This window comes from Microbacterium salsuginis (assembly GCF_012524205.1).
Lineage (GTDB): Bacteria > Actinomycetota > Actinomycetes > Actinomycetales > Microbacteriaceae > Microbacterium > Microbacterium salsuginis.
Genome location: NZ_JABACI010000003.1, coordinates 259,534 through 280,483, shown reverse-complemented (window position 1 = coordinate 280,483; position 20,950 = coordinate 259,534). Strand labels below are relative to the sequence as shown.

Below are 20,950 nucleotides of genomic sequence, written 5' to 3'. Positions count from 1 at the left end.
ATAGGTTGAGAAACCCCGTGCGGCGTGGTGTCCCAACCGACATACGGTTTCTCAACCTCACAGCGTGCGGGCTGGCGCCGCCGTCACCGGCCCACGGCATCCGCCTTTGTCAGGGGGATGAGGCAGGGTGGAGGGCGTGACAGCGACGACCACGACCCGCGCCGAGGCGCTCGACGTTCTGCGAGCTCTCGTCGGCCGCGACGACGCCGACTTCCACGACGGTCAGTTCGAGGCGATCGAGGCCCTGGTCGACGAACGGCGCCGCGCGCTGGTCGTTCAGCGCACGGGGTGGGGCAAGTCCGCGGTGTACTTCGTGGCGACGCTGCTCCTGCGGCGGCGCGGTGCCGGTCCGACAGTGCTCGTGTCGCCGCTCCTGGCACTCATGCGCGACCAGATCGCCGCCGCGGCGCGTGCCGGTGTGCGGGCGGTCGCCATCAACTCCACCAACGCGCACGAGTGGCGCGACGTGATCGCGCAGCTCGACAACGACGAGGTCGACGTGCTGCTGGTCTCGCCCGAGCGACTCAACAATCCGTCGTTCCGCGATGAGCAGCTGCCGCAGCTGGTTCCGCGCATCGGCCTGCTCGTCGTCGACGAGGCGCACTGCATCAGCGACTGGGGCCACGACTTCCGGCCCGACTACCGGCGGCTCCGCGATCTGATCGGACGGATGCCGGAGGGCGTGCCCGTCCTCGCCACCACCGCCACGGCCAACAGCCGCGTCGTCGCCGACGTCGCCGAGCAGCTGGGCGCCGGGGGAGCGGACGTGCTGACGATCCGCGGCCCGCTCGCGCGCACGTCGTTGCGGCTCGGAGTGCTGCGCCTGGCGAACGCGCCGAGCCGGCTGGCGTGGCTGCTCAGCCACCTGCGCGAGCTGCCGGGCTCGGGCATCATCTACACGCTCACCGTCGCGGCGGCGAACGACACGGCCCGGCTGCTGCGCGAGCACGGCTACGACGTGCGTGCGTACACGGGGCAGACCGACACCGACGAGCGCGAAGAGTCCGAGACGCTGCTCAAAGAGAATCGCGTCAAGGCCCTCGTCGCCACGAGCGCGCTCGGCATGGGCTTCGACAAGCCCGACCTCGGGTTCGTCGTGCATCTCGGTGCGCCGTCGTCGCCGGTGTCGTACTACCAGCAGGTCGGTCGCGCCGGCCGCGCCACGGCATCCGCTGACGTGCTGCTGCTCCCGGGAGCCGAGGACCGCGACATCTGGCACTACTTCGCGACGGCGTCGATGCCCGACCGCGACCGCGCCGAGCGGGTTCTCAGTGCACTCTCGGCGTCGTCCGGCCCGATGTCGACGCCGGCGCTCGAGGCGACGGTCGACATCCGCCGCACGCCGCTCGAGCTGCTCTTGAAGGTGCTCGACGTCGACGGCGCGGTCGCACGCGTGCAGGGCGGCTGGATCGCGACCGGCTCGCCGTGGGTGTACGACGAGGAGCGCTATCGCCGCATCGCGGCCGAGCGGGTCGCCGAGCAGCAGCACATGATCGAGTACGAAGAGACGTCGGCGTGCCGCATGGAGTTCCTGCAGCGCTCACTCGACGATGACTCCGCCGCCCCGTGCGGCCGGTGCGACAACTGCGCGGGGGCCTGGTATCCGTCGGCGGTGGGCGCGGAGGCGACGGATGCCGCGGCGACAGCCCTCGACCGCGTCGGGGTGCCGATCGAGCCGCGGCGGCAATGGCCCACCGGCGCCGACCGGCTCGGCGTGCCCGTCAAAGGCCGCATCTCGGCGGAGGAGCAGGCGGCCGAAGGGCGTGCGCTCGCGCGCCTGACAGATCTCGGCTGGGGCGGAACGCTGCGCGAGCTGTTCGCCGCAGGCGCCCCCGACCAGGCGCTGCCGCCCAACCTGCTGTCGGCGTGCGTGCGCGTGCTCGCTGAATGGGGCTGGGCCGAGCGTCCGGTGGCGATCGTCGCGATGCCGTCCCGCTCGCGGCCGCAGCTGGTGGACTCGCTCGCCCGCGGCATCTCGGAGGTCGGTCGCCGGCCGTACCTCGGGGCGCTCGACCTCGTCGACGGGGGCCCGACCGGCCAGCCGGGAGGCAACAGCGCCTTCCGGCTCGCCGGAGTGTGGGGTCGACTCTCGGCCGGCGCGCTCGACGTACCCGCCGGGCCCGTGCTGCTCGTCGACGACGTCGTCGACAGCCGGTGGACGCTGGCCGTCGCCGCCCGCGAACTACGCCGGGCCGGAGCATCCGCCGTCCTGCCCTTCGCCCTCGCGCTGCGCGGCTGATCGTCGGCGCGCATATTCCTCGATGACGCGGCATGACGCCACGTTGCGGCATGTCGCGTCGTGTGTCGTCATACCGTTTCGCCGGCGCAGCGGTCGGACCAGCATGACGCCATGCCTTCCCCACTCATCTCGCCGATCGAGCTCGCCGACCTCCTCCGGGCCGGCACCCCGCCGCGTCTGCTCGACGTGCGCTGGCGGCTCGACCAGCCCGAAGGGCGGCCCGCCTATCTCGACGGGCATCTCCCCGGTGCCGTCTACGTCGACCTCGACCACGAGCTCGCCCGCCGTGACGACCCGCGTCACGGGCGTCATCCGCTGCCGCCCCGCGCGCAGCTGCAGGCCGCGGCGCGGCGCTGGGGCATCCGGGCCGGCGACACCGTCGTCGCGTATGACGACGTGCACTCGGTCGCGGCGGCACGCGCCTGGTGGGTCCTGACACGATCCGGGCTCTCCGATGTGCGGGTGCTCGACGGCGGCCTGCGCGGCTGGCTCGCCGAGCGACTCCCGCTCGAGACCGGCGACGTCCTGCCCAGGCCGCCGGGGGACGTCGTGCTGCAGGACATCACGGAGGGCGTGGTCGACATCGACGCGGTGGAGGAATGGCCCGATCACGGGGTTCTCCTGGACGTGCGTGCGCGAGACCGATATCGCGGCGACGTCGAGCCGCACGATCCGGTCGGCGGCCACATCCCCGGAGCGGTGAACCTGCCGACGACCGTTCACCTCGCGGCGGGCCGGTTCCGCCCGCCGGAGGAGATCCGCGCCGAGTTCGCGGCCGCCGGCATCGGCGAGGGCGTCTCGGTCGCCGCCTACTGCGGTTCCGGCATCGCCGCCACCCACACGGCGCTCGCGGGGACGCTGGCCGGCATCGACGTCGTGGTGTATCCCGGATCCTGGAGTCAGTGGTCGCGCACGCGCGGGCGGCTGGGAGCGGTGGGGCCGGCACCGTCGCTGGACGTCGTGCCGGTCTGATGGTGCCGGTTTGACGCTGCGGGTATGACCGAGCCGCTCATCGAAGGACGTCGGCACGCGACGACGGGCGCCATCCGGTGATTTCGGAGGCGCGGCGTCATGAAACGCCGCGCCCCGCGTCATGCAAGGTGTGACCCCCGAGACTCCCTCCCGCCGCAGTGCCGGACCCACGCCATTCCTGAGCGTTGCGGCGGCGGCGCGGATCGCCGGGCTGAGCTCGACGTCGCTGCACCGCAGGCTCGCGAACGGAGAGCTGCCCGGCTACCAGCTGGGCCGGCGCTGGTTCGTGCCCGAGCGCGAGTTCCGCCGCCACCTTCGCCGTCGATCATGGATGCTGCAGCACGAGGCGGCCGACGACATGGTCCGAGAACTCACCGCCGCCCTGCCGCGGCTGGTGGCGATGGACGACCTCGAGCGGTTCTTCGGGCTGCGGCGGGCGTTCCTCTACGACCTGCTGAGGCTGCCCGTCTTCGCCGGGGCGCCCGGCCGTGGCGGAGTCACGACGATCGCCGTGCTCGAGCAGGCGCTGCGGGCGGCCCGCAACGACTGCCCGCCGTGCGTCGCCGAGATGCGCGCGCAGCAGCCCGTGCGGGTCGCGTGAGGCTGCGGCCGCAACCTCCTGTCGACCGACGCCAACAGGTCAACCGCGCCCCAACAGGAGGTTTTCATGCGTCGACGTCCTGTGGAACGCCGGTTGACCTGTGGGCGATCGCGGCATCCGTCCTCGACGTCTTCGTCGCGCGCGTCTAGACTGGCCCGCGTGTTGACCTGTCGGTGTTGTCGCCCCTGTTGTTGAAGCGTCCGCTTCACCTCTCTCTCGCGACCCCCGTCAGATCCACCCGCGCACGAGCGCGGCAACACGTCAGGACTCATCCGTGCGTTACGCCAAGAGCGTGGCCGACCTCGTCGGCAACACCCCTCTCGTCCAGCTGACCCGCGTCACCGACGGCATCGCCGCGACGGTTCTCGCCAAGGTCGAGTACTTCAATCCCGGCGGCTCCGCGAAGGACCGCATCGCCCGCCGCATCATCGACGCCGCCGAACGCGACGGCCAACTGAAACCGGGCGGCACGATCGTCGAGCCGACCAGCGGCAACACCGGTGTGGGGCTCGCACTGGTCGCCCTCGAGCGCGGCTACCGGATGATCTTCGTGGTGCCCGACAAGTTCGAGGGAGCCAAGGTCGATGTGCTGCGAGCGTACGGCGCCGAGGTCGTGGTCACCGACACGAGCGTGCCACCGGAGGACCCGCGCTCGTACTACAGCGTGTCGGACCGGCTGGTGAGCGAGATTCCCGGCGCCTTCAAGCCGAACCAGTTCGCCAACCCGAACGGACCGCTCAGCCACTACGAGACCACCGGACCCGAGATCTGGCGCGACACCGACGGCCGCGTCACGCACTTCGTCGCAGGCATCGGCACCGGCGGCACGATCACCGGCACCGGCCGGTACCTGCACGAGGTGTCGGACGGAGCCGTCCGCGTGATCGGCGCAGACCCCGAGGGGTCGATCTACTCCGGCGGGCCGATCCACGGCTACCTCGTCGAGGGGGTGGGCGAAGACTTCTGGCCGGGATCGTACGACCCGTCGGTTCCCGACCACATCCACCGCATCCCCGACGCCGAGTCGTTCGCGATGACCCGCCGTCTCGCCCGTGAGGAAGGGCTGCTCGTCGGCGGCTCGAGCGGCATGGCCGTCGTCGCCGCGCTGCGCGAGGCGCGCGAGCTTCCCGCCGACGCGGTCGTCGTGGTACTGCTGCCCGACCACGGTCGCGGGTACCTCAACCGCTTCTACGACGACGCGTGGATGCGCGACCACGGGTTCGACCCCGCGACGCCTCCGCCGCCGCGCGGCGCCGAAGGCGCGGCATCCGTCACCACCACCGAAGGAGCACCCGAATGACCGAGCCCACCACCGACCGCGGCTTCGAGACACGCGCGGTGCACGCCGGCCAGGCGTTCGACCCCACGACGGGCGCGGTGATCCCGCCGGTGCACTTCTCGACCACGTACGCGCAGGACGGCATCGGCGGGTTGCGCGAGGGGTACGAGTACGGCCGCAGCGGCAACCCGACGCGGACCGCGCTCGAGACGCAGCTCGCCGCGCTCGAGGGCGGCGCGCACGCTCTGTCGTTCGCGTCCGGCCTCGCCGCGGAGGACGCGCTGCTTCGCGCCGCACTGAAGCCCGGCGACGAGGTGCTCCTCGGCAACGACGTCTACGGCGGAACGTACCGGCTCATCGCACGGGTGCTCGGCGGGTGGGGGATCGGTGTGCGCGTGGTCGACATGAGCGACCTCGAAGCCGTGCGCGCCGCGCTCGAGGAGCGCCCTGCCCGGATCGTGTGGGTCGAGACGCCGAGCAACCCGCTGCTGCGCATCACCGACATCGCCGGTCTGGCCCGGCTCGGCCACGAGGCCGGCGCGCTCGTCGTCGTCGACAACACGTTCGCGTCGCCCGCTCTGCAGCAGCCGCTCGCACTCGGCGCCGATGTCGTGGTGCACTCGACCACGAAGTATCTCGGCGGGCACTCCGACGTCGTCGGGGGCGCCCTCGTGCTGAACGACGACGCGCTCTTCGAGCAGGTGAAGTTCCTCCAGTTCGCCGTCGGTGCGGTGTCGGGCCCGCTGGACGCGTGGCTCACGACTCGCGGCATCAAGACGCTCGCGCTGCGGATGCAGCGGCACAGCGAGAACGCACAGGCCGTGGCATCCTTCCTCGAAGGTCACGCCGCCGTCGCGCGGGTGTACTACCCGGGTCTGGCCTCGCACCCGGGTCACGAGCTCGCGGCCACGCAGATGAGCGGGTTCGGGGGGATCGTCTCGGTCGCGCTCGCGGATGCGGCATCCGCCCGCCGCTTCGCCGAGTCGACCCGGCTGTTCCAGCTCGCCGAGTCGCTGGGCGGCGTCGAGTCCCTCATGAACTACCCCGACGAGATGACCCACGCGTCGGTGCGCGGCACCGAGCTGGCTGTCCCGCCCGAGGTGGTGCGCCTCTCGGTCGGGATCGAGACCGCGGCCGATCTCATCGCCGACCTCGACGAGGCCCTCGCCCGCCTCTGACGGGTGCCGGCCGTAGGCTCGGGATATGACCGCGAGCACCGGCATCCGCTCCCCGCTGGCGCAGCCGTTGCGCATCGGCGCGATGACGGTGCCGAACCGCATCATGCAGACGGCGCACTCCAAGCAGTACTCCGACCGCGTCGAGTCCGACCGCGAGACCGCGTACTACGTGCGCCGGGCTCGCGGGGGCTGCGGGCTCTTCGTCGCGGGCAACCACTTCGTGCACCCGTCCGGGTCGATCCGTGGTTTCCAGGACGCCTTCCGGCCCGAGTCGGTGCCCGCGGCGAAGAAGATGACGGATGCCGTGCACGACACCGGCGCGAAGATCCTGGTGCAGCTCAACCACCACGGCGCGCAGGCTCAGCCGGACGGACCCGACGGTCCGCGCGCGGTGTATGCCCCGTCGCGCATATTGTCTCCGTCGACCGCTCACGCCACCCGGGAGATGGATCGGGCGGACATCGCGGCCTTCGCAGAGGGATGGGCGACCTCGGCGGCGCACGCCCGCGACGCGGGCTTCGACGGTGTCGAGATCCATATGGCTCACGGGTACCTGCTGCACCAGTTCCTCTCGCCGCTGTACAACGCGCGCACCGACGGCTACGGTGGCGACCTCGAGGGCCGCACCCGGTTCCCGCGTGAAGTGCTGCGCGCGGTGCGCGCCCGCGTCGGCGAAGACTTCACCGTCGGAATCCGGATCGTCGCGAACGAGTTCCACGCCGACGGGCTGGACGGCGCGGCCATGCGCGAGATCATCGCGCTGCTGCGGGCCGAGGCGCGCATCGACTTCCTCGATCTCGCCGCCGGCGGGTACCACAACGTGCACTACGTCTTCCCTTCGTCGCCGATGCCGTTCGCGTGGCTGCGCGACGACGTCGCGGCGGTGAAGGCTGCCAACCCCGACATCGCGGTGTTCGGCGTCGGAGCCGCCCTGTCGGTCGAAGAGGCCGAGGAAGTCGTCCGCGACGGCCTCGCGGACATGGTCGCGCTGACGCGTGCGCAGATCGCCGACCCCGACCTCGGCCTCAAGCTGCTCGGCGGCACCGAGGGCGCCGGCGCCGCGGGCGGCGCAGCGAGCGGCATCCGTCATTGCATCCGCCTCAATCAGGGGTGCCTGGGCCGCGGCAGCCGCGGGCTGCCGATGTCGTGCACGGTCAATCCGCTGGCCGGGCGAGAGCGCGAGCGGGGCGAGAGGCCGCGGGCCGCACGCCCGCAGCGGTGGATCGTCGTGGGCGCGGGACCGGCCGGCATGCGCGCGGCGGTCGAGCTCGCGACGGACGGCCACTCGGTCACGCTGCTCGAACGCGGGACCGAGCCGGGCGGGCAGCTGCGCCTCGCACGCCGGGTCCCCGGCCGCGAGAGCATCGGGCTGCTCGTCGAGGATCTCGTGCGGGACCTCGCGATCGCCGGGGTCGACGTGCGGTTCGGCGTCGAGGCCACGGCGCCGTCGCTCCGCACGGAGCGAGCGGACGGCATCGTGATCGCGACCGGCGCCGTCGCCCCCGCGACGACCTCTCTCGCCCTCGGGGGCGCGTACGACGGGGGAGTGCCGCCCGAAGGGACGATCGACGCGGTCACCGCGGCATCCCATCCAGGGTCGCTCGGGCGCCGCATCGCGGTGATCGATGCCGACGGCACGGCCTACGCCACCGGCATCGTGCTGTCGCTGCTTCCGCACGTCGACGAGCTCGAGCTCGTGACCCCGTTCGAGACGGCGTTCCCGCACATCGGGGCCGGATACGACCGCCCGCTGCTGCTCGAGCGGCTCGGCGCGCATCCCGGGTTCCGGCGCCGCGCCGCGCACCGCGTCCGCACGATCGAGCCCGGTGCCGTCACGGTCGCCGACACCCTCGGCGGTGAGACCACGATCCTCGGCGGGCTCGACGCGGTGGTGGCGATCGAGCCGCGTGCGTCGGTCGCCATCACGGGCATGACGGATGCTGTCGCCCCCGGGATCGCCGCACCCCCGGCATCCGTCGCCTCCGTCGCCCCGCGCGTGGTGACGATCGGCGACGCGTTCGCGCCGCGCACGATCGACGCCGCGATCTTCGACGCCGTCGAGCTCGCCTACGACGTCGCGGGACTGGCCGCACTGCGCGGCTGAGACGCGGCCCGCTCCGGCGGACGCCACGCGGCGCTCGCGTTGCCAGTGGCTACGCTGGGCACCGTGGACCCCGTCCTCGCCACTCTCGTCATCCTCCTTCTCGCGGTCATCGCCTTCGTCAGCAACCGCGTGCCGATCGGAGTGGTCGCGATCGGGGTCGCGCTGGCCCTGTTCTTCACCGGCGTGCTCACGCTCCCGGAGGCCCTCGCCGGCTTCGGCGACCCCACGGTGCTCTTCATCGCGGCGCTCTTCGTGGTGAGCGAGTCGCTCGACGCGACCGGGGTCACCGCGTGGGCCGGGCAGATGGTGATCGGCCGCGCCGACGCGACCCGTCGTCGGCTGCTGCTCGTAGTCGCCCTGCTCGTGGCCGGTCTCACCGCGCTCATCAGCATCAACGGCGCGGTCGCCGCGCTGCTGCCGCTCGTGGTCGTCGTCGCGGCCCGTGCCGGCATCGCCTCGTCGAAGCTGCTGATGCCGCTCGCCTTCGCGGCGTCGGCGGGCTCGCTGCTGCTGCTCACGGGCACGCCGGTCAACATCCTCGTGTCGGACTTCGCCGCGGCCGCAGGAGGCCGGCCCTTCGGGTTCTTCGAGTTCGCCCTCGTCGGCATCCCCGTCCTCGCCGGGACCATCGTCATCCTGCTGCTCGGCGGCCGTCTGGTTCCCGAGAGGCCTGCCGCGCGCATGCCGCTGGACCTGGTGCGGCACGCGCGCCTGCTGCGCCAGCAGTACTCTCTCTCGCTCGACACGGGCACGATCCTCGGCCCCGTCACGGGCGTCACCGAGGTCGTCGTGGCGCCCCGCTCGCCGCTCATCGGCACGCACATCTGCGCCGGCATGACCACTCCCGACGGCGATCTCGTGGTGCTGGCGGCGCGACGCGGCGACCAGCTGCTGAAGGGCACCGAGTTCCTCGTGCAGGCCGGTGACGCCCTGCTCCTGCAGGGGGCGTGGGACGACCTCTCGCGGCGATCGAACGAGCCCGGCGTGCTGGTGGTCGACGACCCGCAGCGCCTGCGCCGCTCGATCCCGCTCGGCCCGGGCGCCAGGCGCGCGATCGGCATCCTGCTCGCGATGATCCTGCTGCTGGCGACAGGACTCGTCCCGCCCGCCGTCGCCGCGCTCCTGGCCGCCTGCGCGCTCGTGCTGACGCGAACCGTGACCGTGACGCAGGCCTACCAGTCGATCTCGTGGACCACGGTCGTGCTCATCGCGGGCATGATCCCGCTTTCGACCGCGTTCATCGCGACCGGCACCGCCGACCTGGTGGCGGGATGGATGCTGTCGGCCCTGGGCGACGCGGGCCCCCACGTGGCGCTGCTCGCGCTGTGCACGCTGGCGCTCGTGCTCGGCCAGCTGATCAGCAACACCGCGACCGTCCTCATCGTCGCGCCGATCGCGATCGCCGTCGCGCACTCGCTTCAGTTGTCGGTGCAGCCGTTCATGATGGCGCTCACGGTGATCGGCGCGGCGGCGTTCCTCACGCCGATCGCGACGCCGGCGAACCTCATGGTGATGGAGCCTGGCGGCTATCGGTTCGGCGACTACTGGCGACTCGGGCTGCCGCTGGCCGTGTTCTTCCTCGCGATGTCGGTGCTCTACGTGCCGCTGATCTGGCCGTTCTGACCCGAGCCGCCGGGAGGGCAGCGTCACCAGCACGGCCGGCGCAGCACGACGCCCCGGCGGTTCGGGTCCGTCGGGGCGTCGCGGGTCTGGAGTTCGGGAGCGGCTCAGGCGGCCGACCACCCGCCGTCGCTGGCCAGGACCACGCCGTTCACGTTGACGCCGTCGTCGCTCAGCAGGAACGTGATCGAGGCGGCCAGTGCATCCGCGTCCACCGGCGGCGGCATGACCGCCATGCCGGTCCGCACGCGCTCGGCCCCGAGCGGCGAGGCGAAGGACGCCTCGATGTTCGTGATGGTGGGCCCGGGAGCCACGGCGTTGACGCGGATGCCGCTCGGACCGTACATGAAGGCACTCGACTTCGTCAGGCCCACGACCGCGTGCTTCGACGCGGTGTACGCGGCGCCGGCAGCCGACCCGCGCAGCGCTGCCTCTGAGGCGGTGTTCACGATCGAGCCGCCGCCCTGCGCCAGCATGGCCGGGATCACCGCGCGCATGAGCTTCATGGTGCCGTCGACGTTGACGCGGAAGACGCGCTGCCACACGGCATCCGTCACCTCCGCCACCGGGGTCATGTCGTCCATGATTCCGGCGATGTTGGCCAGCGCGTCGATCGTCTCGCCCGCGGCGGCCACAATCCGCGCGACGCCCTCGTCGTCGGTGATGTCGGCGACGAGCGGCACGATGTCGGCACCGCCGTGCGACGACACGAGGTCGTCGAGGCGATCCTGGCTCACGTCGACAGCGATGACGCGGCCGCCCTCGCGTGCGACACGCGATGCTGTCGCCCGCCCGATGCCGGAGCCGGCACCGGTGACGATCACCGTCCGTCCCGTGAAGCGACCCTGGTCGATGCGCTCGGTCCATTCGCGCAGCGGAACGGCGGGAGCGGACGCCTGCGGGGGCGCCTCGGTCGCGGGCGGTGCGCCCTCGGGCACCTCGCCGGCGTCGGCGCGACGCACGACCTCGTCGAGCGTCTCCTGCGTGAAGGCGCCTCGGCTCAGCTCGACGAGCCGCTTCAGCGGCAGGGTGCGGACGGGCGCGAAGGCGTCGGCGGTCTGGCCGCCTTGGGCCAGGAGTTCGCGCAGGATCGCACCGCCGACCGGGTGGTCGAGCCAGGTTGCGATGGAGCAGTCGCCGTTCAGCGGCGGGATGCTGGTGCTCATGGTGCGTCCTTTCTACCGGACAACTGTGTCCGGTAATAGGCTACACCCGTGTCGAGCACCGCGTCCTCCCGGGCGAATTCCCCCTCTCGCCCCAACCGCGGCCCCGCCGCAGCGGCCGAGAACCGGCGCGCGCTGATCACCGCGGCGCGCGAGGTCTACGCCGAGGGCGGCTTGAATTCGCCGTTCAGCGCCGTCGCCAAGCGTGCCGGCGTCGGGCAGGGCAGTCTCTACCGGCACTTCCCCGATCGCACGGCGCTCGCCGCGGCCGTGTTCGAAGACAACGTCCGCGAACTCGAGGAGTACGTCGCACCCCCGGAGCGCACCATCGACGATCTGCTCGACCGCGTCGTCGCGCAGGCTGTCGTGTCGACCGCGTTCATCGAGCTGATCACGGCGGACATGAGCGATCCGCGCGTCGCCGCGCTCGGGGCGCGGTTCAACGCGCTCGTCACCCAGCTGGTCGAACGAGACCGCTCCGCGGGCCGGATCGGCGCGCACATCGACGCCGCGGACGTGACGATGGCGGCCGGGATGCTGGCCACCGAACTGGCTCGCACCGAGGCGTCCGCGCGCCCCGAGGTCGGCGCGCGCGCGAAAGCACTCTTCGTCGCTGCGTTCGCGCCGCGGTCGGCCGACTAAGCTCCTGGCATGGGCAGGTTCATCTACGACACGAGCGGCAACTCGATCGACATCGACGACCGCACCCTCGCGCACCTTCGCATCGTCATGATGAACAAGCTTCGCCGTTCGGAGCCGTTCATGTTCGACGTCGAGGTGGGCGACGGCAGCGGACGGCGCAGCTTCTGGATCGCGCCGGCGGTGCCGCTGCAGTTCCACTTCTTCGGCAGCCGCCAGCCCCGCATCAACCGCGCGTGGGTCGAAGAGCTCATGCTGGCGGCCAGCGGACCGGTCGGACTGACGATCCTTCCCGAGCCCGCCGACGAGGGCGAACCAGAGGTCGGCTGACGCCGCGGCGAGCCGTGCCCGCGGGCCGGTTCGCCGATCGGGTCGCTCGTCAGGCGCTCGTGAGCCTGCCGCCGTTGATCTCGTCGCCCGAGACCTTCAGCGTGTCGATCTCGAGCCGGTCGACCTCGACGACACCGAGGGAGACGTGGGCGTCGCTCTCGGTCTCGCCGTCGCCCGTCACGCTCTCGCCCTCGCGGGGGAGCGTGTGCACCTCGCCGGTGTCGAAGTGCTCGGCGACGAGCATGATGCCGCCCGTCGAGTTCGCCGAATTGGCGAGCTCTTCGATCCATTCCCGGCTGAGCTCTGCGGGCTCGGGATCGTCGAAGACGAACCGCAGCGGAATCGACGGGTGCAGCCAGATGGTGCTCCGCCCGCGCGGCTGATCATCGGGATGGCGCCACGAGACGGTGAAACTCTCATCGCGCCGCAGTTTGGTCGCGATGACGACCTTCAGATGTGCGAGAGCGCGGTCCTCGATGTCGATCGGCATGGCCGATCCGCCGTAGTAGATGGTGCCCACGGCCCCACCCTAACGCCCGCGCGCGGGTTTGTATCCATCGGTCGCCCCGGCCGCCGGACGCCTCGTCGATGGGCCGCCGCTCACAGCCGCGTCCAGGCCTCGGCGAGCACTCCCCGGAGGATCTGCTCGATCTCGTCGAACTCACTCGGCCCGATCGTGAGCGGCGGTGCGAGCTGGATGACGGGATCGCCGCGATCGTCGGCGCGGCAGTACAGGCCGGCATCGAACAGCGCCTTGGACAGGAACCCGCGCAGCAGCCGCTCGGACTCGTCGTCGTCGAAGGTCTCCTTCGTCGCCTTGTCTTTCACGAGCTCGATGCCGAAGAAGTAGCCGTCGCCCCGCACGTCGCCGACGATCGGCAGATCGGTGAGCTTCTCGAGGGTGCGACGGAAGATCGGCGAGTTCTCGCGTACGTGCTCGGGCAGCCCCTCCTCCTCGAAGATGTCGAGGTTCTCGAGCGCGACCGCCGCCGAGACCGGGTGGCCGCCGAACGTGTAGCCGTGGTAGAACGCGGTGTCGCCGTGTGCGAAGGGCTCGTAGATGCGGTCCGACACGATGGTTCCGCCCAGCGGTGAGTAGCCGCTCGTGACCGCCTTGGCGAAGGTGATCATGTCGGGCTGGTACCCGTAGGCGTCGCACGCGAACATGTGCCCGATGCGGCCGAACGCGCAGATGACCTCGTCGGACACGAGCAGCACGTCGTACTTGTCGCAGATCTCGCGCACCCGCTGGAAATAGCCGGGCGGGGGCGGGAAGCATCCGCCCGAGTTCTGCACCGGCTCGAGGAAGACCGCCGCGACGGTCTCGGGTCCCTCGAACTGGATCATCTCCTCGATGCGGTCGGCGGCCCACACCCCGAACTCCTCGAGGCTGCCGGTCGGGGCGCCCATGTCGCCGGCGCGGTAGAAGTTGGTGTTGGGCACGCGGAACCCGCCGGGCGTCACCGGCTCGAACATCTCCTTCATCGCCGGGATGCCGGTGATCGCGAGCGCGCCCTGCGGTGTGCCGTGGTAGGCGACGGCGCGTGAGATCACCTTGTGCTTGGAGGGCCGGCCCTGCAGCTTCCAGTAGTACTTGGCGAGCTTGAACGCGGTCTCGACGGCCTCGCCGCCGCCGGTGGAGAAGAACACCTTGTTGAGGTCGCCCGGCGCGTAATCGGCGAGCCGGTCGGCGAGCTCGATGGCGGCCGGGTGGGCGTACGACCAGATCGGGAAGAACGCGAGCTCCTCCGCCTGCTTCGCGGCGACCTCGGCGAGGCGCTTGCGCCCGTGCCCGGCCGCCACGACGAAGAGCCCGGCGAGCCCGTCGATGTAGCGCTTGCCCTGCGAGTCCCAGATGTGGTGGCCCTCGCCCTTCACGATGATCGGCACGCCGGGACCCTCGGTCATCACCGACTGCCGGGCGAAGTGCATCCACAGGTGGTCCTTGGCCATCTGCTGCAGCTCTGCTTCAGTCCTGGCGGGGCGTTCGGTGCGGGTGGGGCGTTCGGTCGCTGTCGACATGGCTGGCCTTCCGTCTGACGTGGTCCCACGCTACTCGCGTGACCCATGCGTGATGGGGGGACGGTTCGTCCGGTTCGGATGCCGTCGCCACCGGTCCGTCCGGACGATCAGGTCGAGCCGCGCTCGATCAGACGGGTCGGCAGCACGATCGGCGACGGCGGCAGCGGCGCGCCGCCAGCGGCAGCCGCGAGGGCGGTCACCGCGGCCGCTGCCATCTCGCGGATCGGCTGCCGCACCGTCGTGAGGGGAGGTGTGAGCCAGCGCGCACCGCGCAGGTCGTCGAAGCCGACGACGAGGACGTCGCCGGGGATGCTGCGGCCGGTGGCGGCCGCGGCGGCGAAGGCGCCCGACGCCATCTCGTCGGTGCACGCGAACACGCCCAGGCGCTCACCCGCGCCGAGGTCGCGCATCAGGGGCACGAGGCCCTCGCGCGCGGCGACCGCACCCCAGTCCGCCGTGATGACGGCGGGCTCGGCCCCGGGGTGCGCCGCGCTCAGTCCGGAACGGAAGCCCTCCAGCCGCGCGCGTCCGTAGCGATATGCCGGCACGCCGACCACGATCGCGAACCGCGTGGCGCCACGCTCCGCCAGGTGCACCGCCGCGGCGACACCGCCCTCCCGGTCGGTGGTGCGCACGCTCGTGAGACCGCGGGATGTCTCGGCCTGCGGATCCATCAGGACGACCGGGATGTCGGCATCCGTCAGCGTCGCCAACTGCGGCCCGGTCGGCGCGATGAGGCCGAGCACGACGCCGGCCGAGCCGCGCCGGCGGATGCGCATCGGCCAGTCGTCGTCCGGGGCGTCGCGTTCCTCGGTGAGCACGAGGTCGTAGCCCGCCGCCGCGGCGGCGCTGCGGGCACCGGCCGTGACTTCGTCGGAGTAGGCGTTGTGGAATCCACCGAGCACCAGATCGAGCAGGCGGGCCGAGCTCGGCGGTCGCCCTCCGGCGGCCGGATCGCGCGTGAATCCCAGCGTGCGCGCTGACGCGAGGACGCGTCGCCGTGTCGCGGGGGCGAGATCGCCCCGGCCCGACAGAGCCCGCGACGCGGTCCCGACGCTGACCCCCGCGTGCGCGGCGACGGTCGTGAGCGTCACCCGCCCGGTCACCACGCCTCCAGGGGCCCGGTTGCCGATGCGGGGACCTTCATGGGGACACCCTCGCGCACGACGGCGGTTTTGCGCAAACCGCTCGACGCTCACGAGTGCCCGTGGCATGGTCGAAGGCTGGAAAGGCCCTGCCAATGACGTCGAAGACATCCCGCCCGCAGCACGACACTCCCGTCGCGGAAAGAGTGCGCGCCTCCGCCCTCACAGCGCCGACGCTCGCGGAGACCACCGCATGACCCGCGCCGCACTCGTCGTCCGCGGTGGATGGGACGGCCACCACCCGGTCGAGGCGACCGACCTGTTCGTGCCCTTCCTGCGCGAGAGCGGGTTCGACGTCGCGATCGAGACGGATCCCCAGACCTATGCCGATGCCGACCGCATGGCGGCGACCGATCTGATCGTGCAGAGCGTCACGATGTCCGAGATCTCGCAGGAGGCCGTCCGCGGCCTTCGAGATGCGGTCGCCGCCGGCACCGGACTCGCGGGCTGGCACGGCGGCATCGCCGATTCGTACCGCGCGAGCTCGGACTACCTGCAGCTCGTCGGCGGCCAGTTCGCCACGCATCCCTCGAAGCATCCCGACGAGGTGCACGGCGACCAGTCCGACAACTACCTCGACTACACCGTGGAGCTCACCGACCTCGGCCGGGGCCACGAGATCATGGCCGGCATCGACGACTTCGCGCTCCACACCGAGCAGTACTGGGTGCTGCACGACGACCTGAACGACGTGCTCGCCACCACGACGCACCCGGTGCAGCCGTACCACCCGTGGCACCGGCCGATCGTCTCGCCGGCCGTATGGACGCGCGACTGGGGTCGTGGCCGCGTCTTCGTGGCCACGCCGGGTCACAGCCCCGACGTCCTGCAGGACGCCAACGTGCGCACGATCATCGAGAGGGGGATGCTGTGGGCAGCGCGCACCCGGTAGGCATCGTCGGCCTCGGCGTCATCTCGAAGCAGTACCTCGACACGCTGCGGGACGCCGACGCGGTGCGCATCGCCGCCGTCGCCGACCTCGATCCGGCGCGGGCAGCCGCCGCCGCAGAGGCGATCCCCGGCTGCCGCGCCCTGAGCCCCGCCGAGCTGCTCGCGGACCCCGGCATCCGGACGGTCCTCAACCTCACCGTCCCCGGAGCGCACGCCGAGATCGCCCTGGCCGCGATCGCGAACGGCAAGGACGTCTATGGCGAGAAGCCGCTGGCGGCGACACTGGGCGACGCGCGTCGCATGACGGATGCCGCGGCCACCGCCGGCACACGCCTGGGTTCTGCGCCCGATACGGTGCTGGGCACCGGAGTGCAGACGGCCCGCGCGGCGATCGACGCGGGACGGATCGGCCGGCCGGTGTCGGCGGCGGCGACCTGGATCTCGGCGGGCCATGAGTCGTGGCATCCGCATCCCGACTTCTACTACCTCGAGGGCGGCGGGCCGCTGCTCGACATGGGCCCCTACTACGTCACGTCGCTGGTGCAGCTGCTCGGTGCCGTCACCTCGGTCTCGGGCGCCGCGTCGCGCTCGCGCGCCCAGCGCGTGATCGCGTCAGGGCCACGCGCGGGCGAGAGCATCGTCGTCGAGGTCGACACGCATCTCACCGGCATCCTGCATCACGAATCCGGAGCCCTCTCGACCGTCACCATGAGCTTCGACGGCGTCGCGTCCACGACTGCGCCGATAGAGGTCCACGGCGTGGACGGATCGCTGATCGTTCCCGACCCCAACCAGTTCGCCGGCGACGTGCGCGTGCACGCTGCCCCCGCGCGAGGCGGCCGTGGGGAATGGCAGACGCTCGAGCCGTCGGCGGGATTCGTCGACGCCGGCCGCGGTGTCGGCCTGATCGACTTCGTCGCCGGCGACGGACGCGCGAGCGGTGACATGGCGCTGCACGTGCTCGAGATCATGACGCTGCTGCAGGCCTCGGCGGCCTCGGGCGCCCGCGAGACGCTCACGACCACCGTCTCGCGCCCGGATCTCGTGCCGCTCACGCCCGCCTCGGACTGGCGACGACCGCAACGCGGCTGAGCCACCGGTCGTTGAGCGAGGGAGCGAAGCGAGCGAGACGAAACGCGCGTCAGGAGGTCGGATCGCGCAGCAGCTCGGCGAATGCGGCCTCGGCCGCGCCGATCAGCAGTCGGTCCTCCGCGAGCGAGGCGACACGGATCTCGAGGTCGTCGCCGTTCGCCGCCATCGCCTGCTCGCGCACCAGCGCGGTGAGCCCCGGGATGTCGACCTCGGCGATCGTGGCGAGGAAGCCGCCCAGCACGACCACCGATGGATTGAGCACGTTGACCGCGTTCGACAGGGCGGTGGAGAGGATGCGGCGCTGCCTCGCGACCTCGTCGGCCGCGGCGGCTCCGGCCTGGGCGACCGCGCGCGCCAGCGTCGGCTCGTCGGCGGACGGCAGGCCGACTGCGGCGAGCAGCCGCGTGCGGCTGACCTCGTCCTCCAGCACGCCGTGATCGGCGCGGCGGTCGGCGTCGGACGCGATCCCGGGCCGGTTCTGGCCGAACTCGCCCGCGTAGCCGCCGGCGCCGGCCACCGGCATCCCGTGCACGATGAGCCCGCCGCCGATGCCGCTCGCGCCGCCGTTGAGGTAGACCACGTGGTCGATGCCGCGCGCGGCGCCGAAGAGATGCTCGGCCAGTGCTCCGAGCGTCGCGTCATTGTCGACCGCGGTCGGAAGTCCGGTCGCGTCCGCGACGAGGTCGCGCACGGGCGCTTCGGTCCAGCGCAGGTGCGGAGCGTTGCGCACGAGCCCGTCCGCGGCGCGCACGAGACCCGGAACAGCGACGCCCACGGCGACCACGCGTGACCCGGCCAGCGCACCGTCGCGCCAGAGGGCGATGCGGTCGGCGATGAGCTGCGCCGTCTCGTCGGGGGTGAGGAGGTGGTCGACCTCGATGCGTTCGCGCAGACGGATGCCACGGTCAAGGCCTACGGCCGAGATCGTGAGCGCGTCGACCTCGGGGTTCGCGGCGACCGCGACGACGCGGGGATCGGCGGCGACGACCGGGGAGGGGCGGCCGACGCGGCGCGACGGGTCGGGCGCACGCTCGACCACCAGCCCTTCGCGGGCGAGCTCGGCGACGAGGTCGGCGATGGTCGAGCGGTTCAATCCGGTCGACTCCGTGAGCGCTGCGCGCGAGAGCGGTCCTTCCAGGTGGACCAGACGCAGGAGGCGGGCGAGATTGCGCTGACGGACGCCCTCCGCCGGTGTCGGATCACTCACGATCCTCACTGTAGGGGCTGGGCCGTTGCCGAATCGGTATTTGTTGGCCTTGACCTCAAATCTGATTCCGTCGTACTCTTGCCGGGTCCACATCACTTTCGACGTTGACGTCGAAACTTTCGAGAGGTTCGAAGATGAACACACGCAGCAAAATGCGCGTCTTCGCCGCAGTCGCCGCCACAGGGATCGCGGCCGGAGCGCTCGCCGGATGCGCCGCAGGCGACGGCGACGGCGGAGACGACGGCGACGTCACGATCACGTGGTGGCACAACGCCACCAACGGACCGCTCCCCGACGTCTGGGAGGAAGTGGCGACCGAGTTCGAGGAGGCCAACCCGGGCGTCAATGTCGAGCAGACCGGCTACCAGAACGAGGAGCTTCAGCGCACCCTCATCCCCAACGCGCTCGCGGCCGGCGACCCGCCGGACCTCTTCCAGGTGTGGCCGGGCGGCGAGCTGCGCGACCAGGTCGAGAACGGCTACCTCATGCCGCTCGACGACGCCATCCCCGAGACCATCGAGAGCGTCGGCGCCACCGTCGGCCCGTGGCAGGTCGGCGGCGAGACCTACGCCATCCCCTTCACGTTCGGCATCGAGGGCTTCTGGTACAACACCGACATGTTCGACGAGGCCGGCGTCGAGGTGCCCGAGACCTTCGATGAGCTCGTCGACGCCGTCGGCGCGCTCCGCGAGTCCGGCGTGGTGCCGATCGCAGTCGGCGCCGGTGCTGGCTGGCCCGCCGCGCACTGGTGGTACCAGTTCGCGCTCAAGTCCTGCTCCCCCGAGACGCTCGCGGCGGCAGAGGCCGAGTTCGACTTCAGCGATCCGTGCTGGGTCGAGGCCGGCGAGCAGCTGCAGGAGTTCATCGGCCTCGAGCCGTTCCAGGACGGCTTCCTGGGCACGGTCCCGCAGGAGGGCGCAGGCAGCTCGGCGGGCATGATCGCCAACGGCCAGGCGGCCATGGAGCTCATGGGTCACTGGAACGTCGGCACCATCGGCGGGCTCACTCCCGACGAGCAGGTTCCGCCGTTCCTCGGCTGGTTCCCGATGCCCGGCATCGAGGGGGCGGCCGGCGACCCGACGGCCGCACTGGGCGGCGGCGACGGCTTCGGCTGTGCGGCCGAGGCCCCGCCGGAGTGCGCCGACCTGCTCGCGTACATCATGAGCGAAGACGTGCAGCGGCGCTTCGCCGAGAGCGGCTCCGGCATCCCGACGGTGCCCGCGGCACAGGACGCGATCGAGGACGAGAACCTCCAGGCCGTCGCGGCGGGGCTCGCCGAGGCATCCTTCGTCCAGCTCTGGTTCGACACGGCGTTCGGCACCACCGTCGGCAACGCCATGAACGAGGGAATCGTCAACCTGTTCGCCGGCAACGGTTCGCCCGAAGACGTCGTCAAGCGCATGCAGGACGCGGCAGCGACTCTGTAGGCCATGACCACTCTCACCACACCCGGGCCCGCGGTCACCGCGGGCCCGGGCCCTGCACCCGTGCGCCGGAAGCGGCGCGGCGAGGGGCGCAAGCGCCTCGAGATCTTCTTCTTCGTCACTCCCGCCCTCGTGCTGTTCCTCGGCTTCGTGATCCTGCCGGTGATCCTCGCGGCGGTCTACAGCCTCTACAACCTGCCGCCCGCGTTCCAGTGGTCGCATCTCGCCGACTCCGGCCGGTTCATCGGCCTCGACAACTACGTGCGCGCGCTGACGACACCCGAGTTCCAGCGCGCCATCGGCAACACGTTCTTCATCCTGTTCATGTCGCTGCTCGTGCAGGGCCCCATCGCGATCGCCATCGCGCTGCTGCTGAACAGGCGCCTGCGCGGTCGCAGCGTGTTCCGACTGCTGATCTTCGTGCCGTACGTGCTCGCCGAGGTCATCGCGGGTCTGTCGTGGCGCCTCATCCTGCAGCCCTCCGGCGCGCTCAACGCCACCCTCGAGTCGATCGGACTCGGCGCCCTGGCCAAGAACTGGCTCGCTGATCCCACGCTCGCGCTGTGGACCATCTTCTTCATCCTCACCTGGAAGTACATCGGATTCGCGATCCTGCTCATGCTCGCCGGGCTCCAAGGAGTGCCCGACGAGCTGGCCGAGGCCGCGGCGATCGACGGAGCCAGCTGGTGGCAGATCCAGCGGTACGTCACGCTGCCGCTCCTCGGCCCCACGATCCGCATCTGGGCTTTCCTGTCGATCATCGGCTCGCTGCAGGTCTTCGACATGATCTGGGTCACCGTCTCGCCCGCAGTGAGACGGATCGGCACCGAGTCCATGGCGACCTACATGGTGCAGCAGGGTCAGTTCGCCGGGCAGCCGGGCTACGGCAGCGCCATCGCCGTGATCCTGTTCGTCATCTCGCTGGTCATCGCCCTCGTGTATCAGCGCTTCGCGCTGCGCCGCGACCTCGCGGGATCGATCACAGGAGCCGGTGCCCGCCGCGGGCGTGAGGCCGGCGTCCGCCACAAGCGAAAGGTGCGTTGA

17 protein-coding genes and 1 pseudogene are annotated in these 20,950 nt (G+C 71.5%); 13 read left to right on the top strand and 5 right to left on the bottom strand.

Annotated elements, in window-relative coordinates; genetic code table 11:
* Positions 1-136: 136 nt before the first annotated feature.
* From HF576_RS11690 to HF576_RS11660, 7 genes are all read left to right on the top strand, one after another.
* Complete coding sequence (locus HF576_RS11690) at positions 137-2,239, top strand: RecQ family ATP-dependent DNA helicase (RefSeq protein WP_168912995.1); 2,103 nt, start codon at positions 137-139, stop codon at positions 2,237-2,239.
* 111 nt (positions 2,240-2,350) lie between these two features.
* Complete coding sequence (locus HF576_RS11685) at positions 2,351-3,211, top strand: sulfurtransferase (RefSeq protein WP_168912994.1); 861 nt, start codon at positions 2,351-2,353, stop codon at positions 3,209-3,211.
* Positions 3,212-3,341: 130 nt separating this feature from the next.
* On the top strand, positions 3,342-3,812 hold the full coding sequence (locus tag HF576_RS11680) for a helix-turn-helix domain-containing protein (protein ID WP_168912993.1): 471 nt from the start codon (positions 3,342-3,344) through the stop codon (positions 3,810-3,812).
* A 274-nt stretch (positions 3,813-4,086) separates the two neighbouring features.
* The gene (locus HF576_RS11675) at positions 4,087-5,112 is read left to right on the top strand and encodes a pyridoxal-phosphate dependent enzyme (RefSeq protein WP_425522992.1); all 1,026 of its coding nucleotides are present in this window, start codon (positions 4,087-4,089) and stop codon (positions 5,110-5,112) included.
* Positions 5,109-6,269 (top strand): cystathionine gamma-synthase, encoded by a 1,161-nt coding sequence (locus HF576_RS11670; RefSeq protein WP_168912992.1) that lies wholly within the window; start codon positions 5,109-5,111, stop codon positions 6,267-6,269. The genes HF576_RS11675 and HF576_RS11670 overlap by 4 nt, the downstream gene beginning before the upstream one ends.
* 25 nt (positions 6,270-6,294) lie before the next feature.
* The gene (locus HF576_RS11665; protein WP_168912991.1) at positions 6,295-8,373 is read left to right on the top strand and encodes an oxidoreductase; all 2,079 of its coding nucleotides are present in this window, start codon (positions 6,295-6,297) and stop codon (positions 8,371-8,373) included.
* A 63-nt stretch (positions 8,374-8,436) separates the two neighbouring features.
* Positions 8,437-9,996: an SLC13 family permease gene (locus HF576_RS11660; RefSeq protein WP_168912990.1), complete on the top strand. Its 1,560-nt coding sequence runs from the start codon at positions 8,437-8,439 to the stop codon at positions 9,994-9,996.
* A gap of 104 nt (positions 9,997-10,100) precedes the next feature.
* Here the strand turns inward: HF576_RS11660 and HF576_RS11655 are convergent, their stop codons facing one another.
* A complete protein-coding gene (locus HF576_RS11655) occupies positions 10,101-11,159 on the bottom strand; it encodes an SDR family NAD(P)-dependent oxidoreductase (RefSeq protein ID WP_168912989.1) in 1,059 nt (352 codons plus the stop codon).
* A 48-nt stretch (positions 11,160-11,207) separates the two neighbouring features.
* On the opposite strand from HF576_RS11655, the gene HF576_RS11650 reads away from it, so the two are divergent.
* A complete protein-coding gene (locus HF576_RS11650; RefSeq protein ID WP_168912988.1) occupies positions 11,208-11,798 on the top strand; it encodes a TetR family transcriptional regulator in 591 nt (196 codons plus the stop codon).
* A gap of 9 nt (positions 11,799-11,807) precedes the next feature.
* Positions 11,808-12,125 carry a DUF7882 family protein gene (locus HF576_RS11645; protein ID WP_168912987.1) on the top strand — a complete coding sequence of 106 codons (318 nt, stop codon included), beginning with the start codon at positions 11,808-11,810 and terminating at the stop codon, positions 12,123-12,125.
* 220 nt (positions 12,126-12,345) lie between these two features.
* Here the strand turns inward: HF576_RS11645 and HF576_RS11640 are convergent.
* From HF576_RS11640 to HF576_RS11630, 3 genes and pseudogenes are all read right to left on the bottom strand, one after another.
* Positions 12,346-12,645: pseudogene (locus tag HF576_RS11640) on the bottom strand (DUF7882 family protein); the annotation flags it as partial.
* Between the two features lie 80 nt (positions 12,646-12,725).
* Positions 12,726-14,147 carry an aspartate aminotransferase family protein gene (locus tag HF576_RS11635; protein WP_168912986.1) on the bottom strand — a complete coding sequence of 474 codons (1,422 nt, stop codon included), beginning with the start codon at positions 14,145-14,147 and terminating at the stop codon, positions 12,726-12,728.
* Between the two features lie 107 nt (positions 14,148-14,254).
* Entirely contained in the window at positions 14,255-15,253 is a 999-nt protein-coding gene (locus HF576_RS11630; protein WP_343234252.1) for a LacI family DNA-binding transcriptional regulator, read from the bottom strand.
* A 232-nt stretch (positions 15,254-15,485) separates the two neighbouring features.
* Here HF576_RS11630 and HF576_RS11625 point away from each other — a divergent pair, with 232 nt between their 5' ends.
* Entirely contained in the window at positions 15,486-16,184 is a 699-nt protein-coding gene (locus tag HF576_RS11625; RefSeq protein ID WP_168912984.1) for a ThuA domain-containing protein, read from the top strand.
* Entirely contained in the window at positions 16,163-17,275 is a 1,113-nt protein-coding gene (locus HF576_RS11620; protein ID WP_168912983.1) for a Gfo/Idh/MocA family protein, read from the top strand. The genes HF576_RS11625 and HF576_RS11620 overlap by 22 nt, the downstream gene beginning before the upstream one ends.
* 49 nt (positions 17,276-17,324) lie before the next feature.
* Here HF576_RS11620 and HF576_RS11615 read toward each other — a convergent pair whose 3' ends face one another.
* The gene (locus HF576_RS11615; protein WP_343234251.1) at positions 17,325-18,482 is read right to left on the bottom strand and encodes an ROK family protein; all 1,158 of its coding nucleotides are present in this window, start codon (positions 18,480-18,482) and stop codon (positions 17,325-17,327) included.
* A 134-nt stretch (positions 18,483-18,616) separates the two neighbouring features.
* Between HF576_RS11615 and HF576_RS11610 the strand changes: the two genes are divergently transcribed.
* Positions 18,617-19,909: an ABC transporter substrate-binding protein gene (locus HF576_RS11610; protein ID WP_168912981.1), complete on the top strand. Its 1,293-nt coding sequence runs from the start codon at positions 18,617-18,619 to the stop codon at positions 19,907-19,909.
* 3 nt (positions 19,910-19,912) lie between these two features.
* Complete coding sequence (locus HF576_RS11605; protein ID WP_168912980.1) at positions 19,913-20,950, top strand: carbohydrate ABC transporter permease; 1,038 nt, start codon at positions 19,913-19,915, stop codon at positions 20,948-20,950.

What these genes read in the sequence shown, in the direction of transcription:
- HF576_RS11685 (WP_168912994.1), top strand. Translation starts at nt 2,351, where the DNA reads ATGCCTTCCCCACTCATCTCGCCGATCGAGCTCGCCGACCTCCTCCGG.
- HF576_RS11670 (WP_168912992.1), top strand. Translation starts at nt 5,109, where the DNA reads ATGACCGAGCCCACCACCGACCGCGGCTTCGAGACACGCGCGGTGCAC.
- HF576_RS11665 (WP_168912991.1), top strand. Translation starts at nt 6,295, where the DNA reads ATGACCGCGAGCACCGGCATCCGCTCCCCGCTGGCGCAGCCGTTGCGC.
- HF576_RS11655 (WP_168912989.1), bottom strand. Translation starts at nt 11,159, where the DNA reads ATGAGCACCAGCATCCCGCCGCTGAACGGCGACTGCTCCATCGCAACC.
- HF576_RS11645 (WP_168912987.1), top strand. Translation starts at nt 11,808, where the DNA reads ATGGGCAGGTTCATCTACGACACGAGCGGCAACTCGATCGACATCGAC.
- HF576_RS11635 (WP_168912986.1), bottom strand. Translation starts at nt 14,147, where the DNA reads ATGTCGACAGCGACCGAACGCCCCACCCGCACCGAACGCCCCGCCAGG.
- HF576_RS11625 (WP_168912984.1), top strand. Translation starts at nt 15,486, where the DNA reads ATGACCCGCGCCGCACTCGTCGTCCGCGGTGGATGGGACGGCCACCAC.
- HF576_RS11610 (WP_168912981.1), top strand. Translation starts at nt 18,617, where the DNA reads ATGAACACACGCAGCAAAATGCGCGTCTTCGCCGCAGTCGCCGCCACA.
- HF576_RS11605 (WP_168912980.1), top strand. Translation starts at nt 19,913, where the DNA reads ATGACCACTCTCACCACACCCGGGCCCGCGGTCACCGCGGGCCCGGGC.